This window comes from Kangiella koreensis DSM 16069 (assembly GCF_000024085.1).
Classification (GTDB): domain Bacteria; phylum Pseudomonadota; class Gammaproteobacteria; order Enterobacterales; family Kangiellaceae; genus Kangiella; species Kangiella koreensis.
The window spans coordinates 2,167,434-2,180,344 of record NC_013166.1 but is presented as its reverse complement, the minus strand read 5'-3'; the positions used below and the strand labels follow the sequence as shown (position 1 = coordinate 2,180,344).

General features: G+C 43.6%; 12 protein-coding genes. 9 read left to right on the top strand and 3 right to left on the bottom strand.

The window, feature by feature from the left end:
- Positions 1-60: 60 nt before the first annotated feature.
- The 3 genes from KKOR_RS10140 to waaA are packed head-to-tail and all read left to right on the top strand — an operon-like array spanning position 61 to position 2,074.
- On the top strand, positions 61-492 hold the full coding sequence (locus KKOR_RS10140) for a type II toxin-antitoxin system RatA family toxin (RefSeq protein WP_015781031.1): 432 nt from the start codon (positions 61-63) through the stop codon (positions 490-492).
- The gene (locus KKOR_RS10135; protein WP_015781030.1) at positions 493-786 is read left to right on the top strand and encodes an RnfH family protein; all 294 of its coding nucleotides are present in this window, start codon (positions 493-495) and stop codon (positions 784-786) included. It begins immediately after the preceding gene.
- Positions 787-826: 40 nt separating this feature from the next.
- A complete protein-coding gene (gene waaA / locus KKOR_RS10130) occupies positions 827-2,074 on the top strand; it encodes a lipid IV(A) 3-deoxy-D-manno-octulosonic acid transferase (RefSeq protein ID WP_041296045.1) in 1,248 nt (415 codons plus the stop codon).
- 38 nt (positions 2,075-2,112) lie between these two features.
- On the opposite strand, the gene KKOR_RS10125 is transcribed toward waaA, so the two are convergent.
- Both KKOR_RS10125 and KKOR_RS10120 read right to left on the bottom strand, forming a co-directional pair.
- Positions 2,113-3,486 (bottom strand): TolC family outer membrane protein, encoded by a 1,374-nt coding sequence (locus KKOR_RS10125; protein ID WP_015781028.1) that lies wholly within the window; start codon positions 3,484-3,486, stop codon positions 2,113-2,115.
- Between the two features lie 61 nt (positions 3,487-3,547).
- Entirely contained in the window at positions 3,548-4,216 is a 669-nt protein-coding gene (locus KKOR_RS10120) for a protein-L-isoaspartate O-methyltransferase family protein (protein ID WP_015781027.1), read from the bottom strand.
- 177 nt (positions 4,217-4,393) lie between these two features.
- On the opposite strand from KKOR_RS10120, the gene KKOR_RS10115 reads away from it, so the two are divergent.
- The 5 genes from KKOR_RS10115 (at position 4,394) to parC (ending at position 10,715) form a co-directional block, all read left to right on the top strand.
- A complete protein-coding gene (locus tag KKOR_RS10115; RefSeq protein ID WP_015781026.1) occupies positions 4,394-5,038 on the top strand; it encodes an NUDIX domain-containing protein in 645 nt (214 codons plus the stop codon).
- Positions 5,039-5,068: 30 nt separating this feature from the next.
- Positions 5,069-5,545 (top strand): DUF1249 domain-containing protein, encoded by a 477-nt coding sequence (locus KKOR_RS10110; RefSeq protein ID WP_015781025.1) that lies wholly within the window; start codon positions 5,069-5,071, stop codon positions 5,543-5,545.
- 39 nt (positions 5,546-5,584) lie between these two features.
- Positions 5,585-6,409, top strand: coding sequence for a 3',5'-cyclic-AMP phosphodiesterase (gene cpdA / locus KKOR_RS10105; RefSeq protein WP_015781024.1), 825 nt, complete (start codon positions 5,585-5,587; stop codon positions 6,407-6,409).
- Positions 6,410-6,557: 148 nt separating this feature from the next.
- Positions 6,558-8,447: a DNA topoisomerase IV subunit B gene (gene parE / locus KKOR_RS10100; RefSeq protein WP_015781023.1), complete on the top strand. Its 1,890-nt coding sequence runs from the start codon at positions 6,558-6,560 to the stop codon at positions 8,445-8,447.
- Positions 8,448-8,474: 27 nt separating this feature from the next.
- The gene (gene parC, locus KKOR_RS10095) at positions 8,475-10,715 is read left to right on the top strand and encodes a DNA topoisomerase IV subunit A (protein WP_015781022.1); all 2,241 of its coding nucleotides are present in this window, start codon (positions 8,475-8,477) and stop codon (positions 10,713-10,715) included.
- A gap of 84 nt (positions 10,716-10,799) precedes the next feature.
- On the opposite strand, the gene KKOR_RS10090 is transcribed toward parC, so the two are convergent.
- On the bottom strand, positions 10,800-11,861 hold the full coding sequence (locus KKOR_RS10090; RefSeq protein WP_228638608.1) for a hypothetical protein: 1,062 nt from the start codon (positions 11,859-11,861) through the stop codon (positions 10,800-10,802).
- A 154-nt stretch (positions 11,862-12,015) separates the two neighbouring features.
- On the opposite strand from KKOR_RS10090, the gene serB reads away from it, so the two are divergent.
- Positions 12,016-12,897, top strand: coding sequence for a phosphoserine phosphatase SerB (serB, locus tag KKOR_RS10085; protein WP_015781020.1), 882 nt, complete (start codon positions 12,016-12,018; stop codon positions 12,895-12,897).
- Positions 12,898-12,911: the final 14 nt, after the last annotated feature.

Genomic DNA, 12,911 nt, shown 5'->3' with positions numbered 1-12,911 from the left:
TCAGGGGATGGGAGTGTTACAATTGCCGCACTTTTTAACCTTACTATCCCTTTTTTTGCAATGAAAACCATTCGGCGACAAGCGCTTTTACCTTTTTCGGCAAAACAAATGTTTGATTTAGTGGATGATATCGAGAAATATCCTGAGTTTTTGCCAAACTGTAATGATGCTAAGGTTCTAGAGAGAACAGAGGATACAGTAACTGCTATGCTCTCGGTAGCAAAAGGTGGTTTTGCAAAAGAATTCACCACTCGAAATACTAATAACCCCTATCAAAGTATTGCTATGCAGTTAGTGATGGGGCCTTTTAAGCACTTGACTGGTCAGTGGACATTTGATGGGTTGGGTGATTCTGCCTGCAAAATAGAGTTAGTGGTTGAGTTTGAGTTTTCAAACCCTCTCACAAACTTGGCTTTTGGCGCCGTATTTAATCAGATGGCAGAGTCATTTGTGGATGCTTTTTCAAAGAGGGCGAGAGAGGTATATATCTAGATGTCCCAAATTGAAAGAATTACAGTGGAAGTTTGTTATGCACTTCCTGAAAAGCAGACATTGTTATCGCTTGAGGTTGAAGCATCGGCTACTATTGAAGAGATTATCAGGCAGTCTGGCATCCTTGAGTTATACTCTGAGATCGATTTAACTCAAACTAAAGTTGGAGTTTTCAGCAAATTAGCAAAGTTAACAGACACTTTGCACGATGGAGATAGAGTTGAGATTTATCGCCCTTTAATTGCCGACCCCAAAGAAGTTCGAAAGCAAAGAGCAGAAAAAAGTAAATCATAAATAAGGCTAATAGGCCTTGGTCATAAGGGAAGACAAATACTTGTTACGTTATCTTTATACATTGTTATATATTCTGGCAGCACCCTTATTATGCGTACGCTGGGTTTACAAAAGTTTCAAACCACCACAGTACCGTGAGCCATTGCGTGAGCGTTTTGGAATTGTTAGTAAAGAGTATAAGCAGAGTATTTGGTTTCATGCAGTTTCAATGGGTGAATCTAATGCTGCAATTGCTATCATTAAAAAGCTGCTGTTTAAATATCCCGAACTTAATATTATTGTAACCACAACAACCCCCACCGGTGCGCGACAAATATACAATGGTCTCGGTAATCGTGTGAAACACCACTACTCACCCTGTGATTTACCTGGAACCATTAAGCGCTTCATTCGTCGTGCTAAGCCACGATTATTAGTCATAATGGAAACTGAATTGTGGCCTAACTGGCTTCATCATCTTAAAAGCAATAATATCCCTGTTATTTTAGCTAATGCGCGTTTGTCTGGCCGTTCGGCCAATAAATACGAAAAGATTGCGTCGCTAGCGAACGAAATGATGGATGCCTTCGTCAAGGTGCTAGCAGTTAATGAGCAAGATGCAGAGCGTTATATTCGACTTGGGTTGTCAAAAGAAAGGTCGCTAGTAACGGGCAATATAAAGTTTGATATGGATGTGCCAACCTTTACTGACCATGAGTATTATCCTAATTGGAAAGACGCTCCTGTCTGGATTGCTGCAAGCACTCATAAGGGGGAAGATGAGGCGGTACTAAGGGCACATAAAATAGTATGTAATATAATCCCTCGAGCTAAATTAATACTAGTGCCTCGCCATCCTGAACGCTTTGAAGCCGTGGCCCATTTAATTGAAAATGAAGGGTATAGTGTGGCTCGTCGTTCTTGCCCGGATACTTGGTCCAATAATGCAGACGTCTTATTGGGCGATACTATGGGTGAACTTATGAAAGCCTTTAATATATCGGATATTTGTTGGATAGGCGGTAGCTTTGCTGAAATCGGTGGGCACAATCCGATTGAGCCAGCGGTGTTGGGAAAACCTGTCTTAACAGGTCCCCATATTCATAATTTCAATGAAATTTTTGCTGATTTAATTGAGGCTGGTGGTGCACAAATGGTGGTTGATGAGAAAGATTTAGCCAGTGTGGTCATCCAGTTATTTGAAGATAAAGCTAGAGCATTCAATATGGGCGCCAAAGCTGCTGAAGTTATTAACACTAACCGTGGTGCTCTGGATGAAACAGTCAGTGTTATTGAGTCCTACTTATGATAAAGGTAGTCGCCCAATAACACCGAGATTACACTAAGTTAGTATTGCTCCAACCAGTTATTGACAATTTCCAAGTCATTTTCAGTTAAGGTTCCTGCCGCTGCCTTTAGTTGTAAGCTACTGATAAGGTAGTCATATTTTGCACGAATCATATTACGCTGCGACGAATAGGTGCTCCGAGTAGCAATTAAGACATCGACAATATTTCTGGTACCTGCCTGATACCCTTCCTGGGTAGACTCTAATGAACTCGAACTTGATTGGTAGGCACGTTTGTTAGCCTCGAACGACTTGATAGCAGTTTGTAGATTAGTGTAAGCCATACGAGCATTTTTCTGAACCAACCTATCGCTTTGGTCAAGCTCGTGCGTTGTACGCAGGTAATTTTGCTTGGCCTGCTCAGTTTGAGCTGAAGTCCTTAAACCAGAAAACAGTGGTATAGTAACTGTAATACCGGCTTGATAACCATCTTGCATATTTAACGTGTTTTGACCAATGTTTTGGACAGGGAAGAAACGATCTGTTTCAGTTTCCTGATCAGAGTAACTGACGCTTAGATCGGCGGTGGGATAATGACCGCTTCGATTACGCTTGACTTCTTCGCGAGCAACTCTTACTTCAAACTGCTTTGCTTTAAGGTTTAGATTGGCTTCACGCGCTGCACGCATCCAGTCATCAATGTTTTCTGGGGTTGGCGGTGTTAATTTAATACTATTGCCAGTAGCTTCAAGCTCAGCGTAATATTGTCCAGTGATTTCACGCAAGTTTTCTTTGGCGTTGTAGTATTCATTCTCAGATTGAAGCTCGCTGATTTGTGCCTGGTCAAAGTTTGCTTGTGCATCCAAATAATCAGTAGCAGTTGACAGGCCTGACTCAAATTGTTCACGAGTCATATCAAGTTGACTTTGCAAAGCTTCTTTTTCAGAACGAGTGGCAGCAAGCACCTCTTCTGTACTTAACAGTCTAAAGTAAGCTTGCGCTGTGCGAAGCATTAGGTCCTGTAAATTAGCTGCGTGGTTTAGTTCCGCGACACGAACGCGCATTTCTGCTTGTTCCAAAGCAACCCACAGATTCCAGTCAAATAGTGACTGGTTAAGTTGAACACGGTAAGTTGTTGAGTCTACAGAGTTGTTAAAAGGGTCTGAGGGACTACCGTCAAGGCCTTGGCCTGAATAGTCGTAATCACTTCTGCCTTTTGTCGCTGAAGCGCTGACTTGGGGTAATAAGCTTGAACGATTGATGCGAACACCTTGTTCGGTAGCTCTTAAGTTGGCATCACTGATCTTGTATTGCGGATCATTTTTCAGAGCATCTTGATAAACATCCAGAAGATCTGTATTTGCATTTGCAGTTAAGCCACTCAGTGACAAGATTGCCAGAGTGACTAATTTAATCTTTGCTTTAGGCTTCATACCATATTCCAAAATTGATTGTTGCGATAAGCACTAATGTTTCAGTGCTTATCTTTATTATTTAAAACTCAAACTGTTCGGCACGTTTTGCGTTGATTAAATAGGGCAAAACGGTTTCGAACAATACTTCTTCGTGCCATTCATCATCACCAATTCGGGTGATGAGTTCTGCCTTCATCGCAGGCTCCTGACCGACTACGCAAAACAGGCGGCCACCGATAGGCAGGTGGCGCTTGAGTGCTTTGGGTAATTTATAAAAGCTACCGGTAATGGCAATAACATCATAAGGCTTGTAATGAGGCCAGCCAGCTGCCGCATCACCTTCTTCAAACTCAATATTATCGAGTCCTAATTCTTGGGTACGCTCTTTTGCCTGTTCAATAAACTCGCCAATGATGTCCACGCTATAAACTTTGTGCGCCAATTGTGCCATCAAGGCAGTGCAGTAGCCTGTGCCGGTACCTATTTCTAACACTATATCACTGGGCTGAATACGTAATGCCTGTAACATTCTAGCTTCTTCACGAGGAGGCATCATGCATTGGCTATGACCAAGTGGAATCTGTGTGTCTGCGTAGGCCAGCGAGCGAAATTCTTCAGGTACAAATCTGTCGCGCGGTAAGCCAGAAATCAAATCCAGTAACTGATTATCCAGCACATTCCATGGACGGATTTGCTGTTCAACCATATTTTGTCGAGCCTGTTCCAAATCAAATATCGGCTGCTCCATGGACACCTCTCTTGGTTGGCTAAAGCATAGTAATTATTGGTATTTCAAACAATACAGTAAGTGTAACAGATTATGAAGTGTTAACATGGTGCCAACTCTGTGGCAGGATGACTTAGTCTCAGTACAGGTGCGGCGCTGTTTAGTTCAACAATGATTATGTGAATATAAGGTGACATTTTGGACAAAAAATTTGGCCCTCAGGATGTGGAAATTGTAAGTCGGGAACCTTTGTATGAAGGTTTCTTTCGCATGGAAAAATATCGTTATCGGCATAAGCAATATCTAGGCGGCTGGAGTCCTATCATTCAGCGTGAAATATTTGAGCGCGGGAATGCAGTTGGTGTTTTGTTATTTGATCCACGTCTTGATCGCTTTGTCATGATTGAGCAATGTCGGCCAGGAGCATTAGACGATAAGCATTCTCCTTGGCTACTGGAAATCATTGCTGGGATGGTGGAAGAGGGGGAATACCCGCATGAAGTGGCACACCGAGAAGCTGAGGAAGAGGCACGCTGCAGCATTTATAAACTGCTTGAAATGCCGAGTTACTGGGTAAGCCCGGGCGGTACCTCGGAATACGTGGATCTATTTCTGGGTTTGGTTGATAGCTCAAACTTGGTAGACTATGCCGGTTTGGACGATGAGCATGAAGATATCAAGGTGTTAGCAGTCACGCGACAAGAAATGTTGCAACTTCTGGCTAATGGCGGTATTAGTAATGCAATGGCTTTAATTGCCGTCCAGTGGTTTTTATTGAATGAGCAGCAACTGGAACTTGCTGATGAAAGGTCAACAGACCCTCGTATCATGGACAGTTTTTGATGTACTTGTGTGCGTTTAGCAAGGGTGCTTATGCCTTCAGCAAGAAAGTATGTTCCAGACCTGAAAGAGTTTATGGCGTTGTGCGCCAGCAACTACCTTAAGTTGAATAAACTGGTTGGTAGCGCTGGTAAGATACTATGCCATGAGTCTGACGTGGTTTGCCTAAGCATTGAAAAACAACCTGATGTGGTAATAACACTGGAACAAATGAGTCGTTACACCGTCACATATCGGCTGAAACAGTATTGCGATAGCTCGGCTCCCTATGCTGCAGCTGTTAATCGCGAGTTCCTAGTTCGCCTATACCACGACGCTCAGATGGCTGAAGTTTTGTCAGGGCTGAACGAAGGGATGCTACCTCCAGTTTATATTTACCCCAATATCGAGATGAAACAACCCGACGAAAAGCTCCAGTTGAATAGATTCTTGGGCGAATGGCTTAACTTTTGTCTACAATTTGGTCAATCTCACACTGCGAATACGACCCACTTAGCGTTTTTGCAGTAGCATATAAGCGATAATACTAATAACAGATAGGAGATTGATTTGACTAACGACTGCAAACGCCTATTTATTGGGCGACCTGAAATGACTGTTTTGCACCTTTCAGATCCACATTTGTTTGCTGATGACCAAGGTAGTCTGCTGGGTGTTAATACACAAGAAAGCTTCTGCGCGGTATTGGAAGATATTCGTGCTCGAGCGATTGATCCTGATGTAATTATCGTTACCGGGGATATTTCCCAAGACTATTCAAAAGACTCCTATCAGTTCTTTGCCAAGCAGATGGCTAAATTTGGCAAACCAGTCTTTACGCTTGCAGGCAACCATGACGAAGTTGAGTATTTAACCAGTTTTCTATCAGAAGCCCCGCTGTTTAACCATAAACAAATTCTTACAGATCATTGGCAGATTTTAATGATCAGTAGTCATATTGAAGACGAAGTGCATGGGCGGATTGATCCATCTGAATTAAAGTGGGCTCGACGTTGCCTCGAAGAAAATTCTGATTTACCTACCATGATCTATATGCATCACCACCCCGTTCCCGTGGGTAGTGACTGGCTGGATGAAATTGGTGTCAGTAATAAAGACGAGCTACTGGAATTAGTGACCGAACACCCTCAAGTGAAATTATGTGGATTTGGTCATGTACATCAATTCTCCGAATATAAGATCGATAATGCAGTCTATTGTTCGGTTCCTTCTACCTGTGTCCAATTTAAACGCCATTCAGCTGATTTTGCCGCCAGCGGAGAGACTCCCGGCTATGCAGTCTATCAATGCCATGCTGATGGAGTGATCGATAAGCAAAATTACCGGGTTGATCATTATTTGCCCAGTGTCAATTTTGCCATTTCTGGCTATTAATCAGCGGCTTAATTAGTCTCTGTTGAAAGCACCTTATTCCATTCAATAATTTTACTTGCACTTGCTGATCGGCCTTTATAGGATAAGGGCCGAATAACTATATATTGAGTCAATTTGACTCTCCTAACACAAAATCAATAATTTACTTATGGCGAATAATCAATATACAGCTGAATCCATTGAGGTTCTCAGCGGCCTTGATCCAGTTAAAAAGCGTCCCGGTATGTATACCGACACCAGCCGTCCAAATCATCTTGGGCAAGAGGTGATCGATAACAGTGTGGATGAAGCTTTAGCAGGACATGCCAAAACCATCAAGGTGACTCTACACAAAGATAGCAGCCTTGAGGTTGAGGACGATGGGCGTGGAATGCCGGTTGATATCCATCCTGAGGAAGGTATCCCGGGCGTTGAGCTCATTATGAGCAAGCTGCATGCAGGTGGTAAGTTTTCGAACAAAAACTATCAATTCTCAGGCGGTCTTCACGGTGTCGGTATCTCGGTGGTGAATGCCTTATCTAAACGTGTTGAAGTAACCGTTAAGCGCGATGGTAATCAATACTTCATGGCCTTTGAAGATGGCTTTAAGGTTAAAGATCTAGAGGTGGTGGCTGAAGTCGGTAAGCGTAATACCGGAACCAGCGTTAAGTTCTGGCCCGACAGCAAATACTTCGATAGCGATAAATTCTCCATTTCACGTCTTAAACATTTGCTTAAAGCCAAAGCAATCCTATGCCCTGGTTTAAAGGTAGTCTTTGATAACAAGGCTGCAGGAGAGCAGGATGAGTGGTTGTATGAAGATGGCCTAACCGCTTATTTACTAGAGCAGGCGGGTGGTTTTGAAAGGTTACCCGAAGAGCCTTTTACCGGTTCTTTGCAGGGTGAAGCTGAAGCCGTTGACTGGGCCTTTATGTGGTTGCCCGAAGGTGGCGAATGTCTCGCTGAAAGTTACGTTAACCTGATTCCAACACCGCAAGGCGGCACGCACGTCAATGGTTTGCGCAATGGCTTATTAGATGCCATGCGTGAGTTTTGTGAATTCAGAAATTTATTGCCACGTGGTGTTAAGCTGAGTGCGGAAGACGTGTGGGATCGTATTAGTTACGTATTGTCGGTCAAACTGGATGACCCGCAGTTCTCCGGCCAGACTAAAGAGCGTTTATCCTCTCGCCAGTGCGCAACCTTCGTTGCGGGCGTGGTCAAAGATGCCTTTAGCTTGTGGCTCAATCAAAACCCAGTAATTGGTGATGCACTCGCCGAGCGCGCCATCAGTAATGCCCACAAGCGAATGCGTGCCAGCAAAAAGATTGTCCGTAAAAAAGTCACCCAAGGTCCTGCATTGCCGGGTAAGTTAGCCGATTGCGCTGGCACCGATGCCATGAGCAGTGAGCTGTTTCTGGTCGAGGGTGATTCAGCGGGTGGTTCAGCCAAGCAGGCGCGCGATAAAGAGTATCAGGCGATTATGCCATTACGAGGCAAAATCCTGAATACCTGGGAGGTGGACTCCAATCAGATTCTGGCTTCGCAGGAAGTGCACGACATTTCGGTAGCGATTGGCCTTGATCCAAGCTCTGATGATTTAAGCAAACTAAGGTACGGCAAAGTTTGTATCCTGGCGGATGCTGATTCGGATGGTCTGCATATTGCTACTTTGTTGTGTGCCTTATTTGTTCGCCACTTTAGACCATTGGTTCGTGCCGGTCATGTGTTTGTTGCCATGCCGCCGCTGTATCGAATCGATGTGGGTAAAGAAGTATTTTATGCCCTTGATGAAGATGAAAAGCAGGGTTTGTTGGATCGCATTAAAGCTGAAAATAAACGTGGCAAAATTCAGGTGCAGCGCTTTAAAGGTTTGGGTGAAATGAACCCCAAGCAATTGCGTGAAACCACTATGGCTCGTGAAACTCGCCGCTTGGTACAGCTGACCTTAGGTGGTGATGGAGAGGCCGAGCATATTATGGATATGTTGTTGTCGAAAAAACGCGCTTCTGATCGTAAAGAATGGTTAGAGTTGAAAGGCAATAAAGCAGAAATTTAAAACGAGAAGTGAACTATCGTGGAAGAAATGAATTACGAAGGTATTGAGAAAAAGTCGCTGGCGGAGTTTACCGAACAGGCTTATTTGAATTACTCCATGTATGTGATCATGGACCGTGCCTTGCCGCATATTGGTGATGGCTTAAAACCCGTGCAGCGTCGTATTGTGTATGCGATGAGTGAGCTGGGTTTAAAAGCGACGGCAAAATATAAAAAGTCAGCACGTACCGTCGGTGACGTACTGGGTAAGTTTCACCCGCACGGTGATTCGGCCTGTTATGAGGCCATGGTCTTGATGGCGCAGCCTTTTTCCTATCGTTATCCATTGGTCGATGGCCAAGGTAACTGGGGCGCTCCGGATGATCCTAAGTCATTCGCGGCGATGCGTTATACTGAATCACGTTTAGCGGCTTATTCTGAACTATTACTCAGTGAGCTGGGGCAGGGGACGGTTAATTGGACGCCTAACTTTGACGGCACTATGGATGAGCCTGAAGTATTGCCGGCGCGCATCCCAAACTTGTTGCTCAATGGCACCACAGGTATCGCGGTTGGTATGGCAACGGATATTCCGCCACATAATTTGGCTGAAGTGGGTAAAGCCTGTGTCCATCTGCTAGAAAATCCTAAAGCTGAGCTGCCGGACTTATTAGAGTTTATTCAAGGCCCAGACTTCCCCACCGATGCAGAAATCATTACGCCAAGGGCTGACATTCTTGAGCTATATGAAAAAGGTCGCGGCTCGATTCGTATGCGAGCGCGCTTTGAGAAAGAGGACGGCGATATTGTCATTACTTCACTACCGCATCAGGCATCTGGCTCCAAAATTCTTGAGCAGATTGCTGCTCAAATGCAGGCTAAGAAACTGCCGATGGTTAGTGATTTACGTGATGAGTCAGATCATGAAAATCCGACTCGTTTAGTTATTGAGCCGCGTTCCAATAGGGTTGATATAGAAGAGTTAATGCGTCACCTGTTTGCCACAACTGACTTGGAGCGTACCTATCGCGTCAATATGAATATGATTGGCATCGATGGTCGTCCGCAAGTGAAAAACCTTCGCGTGATGTTGAAAGAGTGGCTTGAATTCCGCCACGAAACAGTGCGTCGTCGCTTACAACATCGTTTAGATAAGGTGATGGATCGCCTGCATATTTTAGATGGTTTATTGATTGCTTATCTGAATATTGATGAAGTCATTCATATTATTCGAACCGAAGATAAACCAAAGCTAAAATTAATGGAGCGTTTTGATTTATCGGATCGTCAAGCAGAATCTATTCTTGAGTTGAAGTTACGCCACTTGGCAAAGCTTGAAGAGATGAAAATCAAAGGCGAGCAGTCGGAGCTTGAAGATGAAGCGGACTGGTTGCAACTAACGCTCGGCTCAAAACAGCGTATGAAGACCTTGATAAAGAAAGAGATCGAAGAGGTCATTGAGCAATATGGTGATGATCGTCGTTCACCGATTGTGGAGCGAAAAGAAGCAAAAGCCTTATCTGAAACTGAGCTGTTGCCAACAGAACCGGTTACTGTGATTCTCTCGGAAAAGGGCTGGGTTCGTTGCGCCAAGGGGCATGATGTTGATGCTGTGGGAATGAATTATCGTTCTGGTGATAAGTATCTCGATTCAGCACAAGGCAAAAGTAATCAATATGCAGTGTTCCTCGACTCAACTGGACGTACATTTTCTTTATTAGCCAATACCTTGCCCTCTGCACGAGGATTGGGAGAGCCAGTCACTGGTCGGGTAAATCCTATTGCTGGCGCCGAGTTTATGGCGACAATGATGGGTGAGGATGATGATAAATTCTTATTTGCAACCGATGCCGGTTATGGCTTCGTGGCTAAGTTCAGCGATTTGGTTACTAAAACTCGAAACGGTAAAGCTTTCCTAAATCTTCCTTCAGGCTCTAAGGTCGTTAAACCTTGCAGTGTCAAAGACTCAGCGAGTCAGTTCTGTGTTGCTGTATCTAATGAAGGTAGAATGCTGGTCTTCCCATTGGCGGATCTGCCGGAGTTGGCAAAGGGTAAAGGCAATAAAATCATCAGTATTCCAACGGCTAAACTTAAACTACGTGAAGAGTTTATGATTGCAGTCACTGCAATTGGCGAAGACGATAGCCTTGTAATCCATTCTGGGAAACGACATTTAACTTTGAAGCCAAAAGATTTGGAACATTATCGAGGAGAAAGAGGTCGCCGGGGTCATAAATTACCGCGAGGCTTCCAGCGAGTGGAGCGTATCGAAGTGGACGCCAAAGGTTAGGCTTTTGGGTTACTTTACTATGTGAAACTGAGTTAAACAAAAGGCCGTCATGCGATGGCCTTTTGTTTGGTTGAAACTCTTACATTAACTACCTAGCAAGAAGCGAGCTTGGCGTTCTATACCACTGCGTTGTTGTGCATCGATATCGGGCACACGAGTTAATTCAACTTCACCGATTGATTCGATCTCAAGCTCAATATGCTGCTCACTATCAATAAATGACTGATGCTTGATATCTGACTCAAGCCAGATTCCGGGCTCCATGACCTCAAAAAAAGTTTCATAGATATCACGGTCAAAACTCAGGTTATGAATTAATATCGAAGGATTAAGCTTCAGTTGTCGCATTGCTCTTACAAGTACCTGTAGCTGAATTAACTGATTTGCCTCCAGCTTTTGTGAATCTTTGCCCAGTATGAGTAATGATTGTTTAAAACTTAAAAACCAAATATGATTTTTGGGCAACCAGCGATTAAAGACGGTTAATAGTTGATGGGTAGTTTGCCCATTAAGCCGCTCCCAATTGGCTTTAATGACATATTGGCAGCCACCTTCTTGCTGCGATTTTTTGCCATTACTATGCTTGAGTAGTTGGCGCAGTAATTGGTTTTGGCTAGGTAGCTCTTTGCCCGTAATCGCTGCGTTATCTTTGGGCTTACGGTTCTTCCACCATTTACGGATTTTGCTGAAAGATACCACGAATAAAAGAATCAGCCAGCTAAATCCGCTAATAATCCATATCATGACAGGCTGTGCGACTACTTGCGAGATTAGTGATGATTGAACGGCGGGACTGAAATACAAGGTTAAATAACCATTCTTTTCATCCTGGTAATAGATATCAGAAACTACAGAGCGTAAGTCATCTGGTAGCTCATCGGCTTCCAGCGTTGACATCAGATTTCCATCGCGCTTATAAATAGAAACTTTAAAGATGCTATCATTTTCATACAGGCCTTTAGCAACGGCCTCTAAGGAATCTTTATCCTGGGTATGGATAAAGCTACCCAACTGACTGGATGATGCAGTGGTGAGCATTTCAGTATAGTTGTTAATATAATTCTGTTGCTGCTGATACTGTTGCTCGTTGAGCCACAACTGAAGCAGGCTGCTGGAAATAGCCAGAACAATAGCAGAAAATATCAATGCCTTTGTATTAGGGCTTTTGAAGAATGTCGGTTTGATGCCAATATCTCTTATTCTATAAATTACAATGGGCTTTTCTTGAGGGTTAATATACCATAGTTTTTTCGTCTGAATAGATACGTCTCTATCCCGATAACTCAATTTGAAGCTTGTTATGCCTGACTATTATTGTTATTTATTTAATCAAAAAGACTCTGAATATACCCTTAATCACTTATCGCGTGATGACATATTTAAATCTTTACAGAAGGAAGAGCATGAACAGCCAACCATTGGCTTGTATACAGTATCAGGTAGTGAAAGTGGTTTAAAGTCTGCTTTATATGAGAAAAGTTTGTTACACGGATTTGATTATTGTCTGTTACCTAAAAGTCAGTCCTTTGGGCCTTTTAGGCTAGCAGTATTTGACATGGATTCCACCTTAATACCCATTGAGGTCATTGATGAATTAGCAGTGCAGGCAGGGGTTGGCGAGGAAGTCTCGAAAATTACAGAGTCGGCGATGCGTGGTGAATTGGATTTTAATCAAAGTCTTGAGCAAAGAGTGAGACAGCTCAAAGGCTTGTCTGTAGAAGCGATCAATGCCGTAAAAAATCAGTTGGAGTTTAACCCTGGTGTTGAGGCATTTTGTCAGTACTTTATACGGCAAAGTGGAAAAATTGCGATTGCTTCCGGTGGTTTTATGCCTTTTGCAGAAGAGCTGGCGAGAAGGTTGCCTTTTTATCAGGTAAAGGCTAACCGGCTGATTGATGCTAATGGTGTTCTGACTGGCGAGGTTGAGTATCCGATTGTTAATGCGGCTGTGAAAACTGAAAGTTTACAGGAATGGGCATCAGTACTTGGGTTTAAGGCGCAACAGTGTATTGCCGTTGGTGACGGTGCTAATGACTTAAAGATGCTACAAGAGGCTGGAATTGGGGTTGCCTACAAAGCAAAGCCAACTTTGGGAAAGTTGGCTGATTGCGTATTAAATGTAGGCTACTTAAACAGTTTGGTGGATTTGCTGCCCCTGATAGAGCAGCGTCATCGCGTCTAATCTTACAGATCCTA

What these genes read in the sequence shown, in the direction of transcription:
- KKOR_RS10140 (WP_015781031.1), top strand. Translation starts at nt 61, where the DNA reads ATGAAAACCATTCGGCGACAAGCGCTTTTACCTTTTTCGGCAAAACAA.
- KKOR_RS10135 (WP_015781030.1), top strand. Translation starts at nt 493, where the DNA reads ATGTCCCAAATTGAAAGAATTACAGTGGAAGTTTGTTATGCACTTCCT.
- KKOR_RS10125 (WP_015781028.1), bottom strand. Translation starts at nt 3,486, where the DNA reads ATGAAGCCTAAAGCAAAGATTAAATTAGTCACTCTGGCAATCTTGTCA.
- KKOR_RS10120 (WP_015781027.1), bottom strand. Translation starts at nt 4,216, where the DNA reads ATGGAGCAGCCGATATTTGATTTGGAACAGGCTCGACAAAATATGGTT.
- KKOR_RS10110 (WP_015781025.1), top strand. Translation starts at nt 5,069, where the DNA reads ATGCCTTCAGCAAGAAAGTATGTTCCAGACCTGAAAGAGTTTATGGCG.
- parE (WP_015781023.1), top strand. Translation starts at nt 6,558, where the DNA reads ATGGCGAATAATCAATATACAGCTGAATCCATTGAGGTTCTCAGCGGC.
- parC (WP_015781022.1), top strand. Translation starts at nt 8,475, where the DNA reads ATGAATTACGAAGGTATTGAGAAAAAGTCGCTGGCGGAGTTTACCGAA.
- serB (WP_015781020.1), top strand. Translation starts at nt 12,016, where the DNA reads ATGCCTGACTATTATTGTTATTTATTTAATCAAAAAGACTCTGAATAT.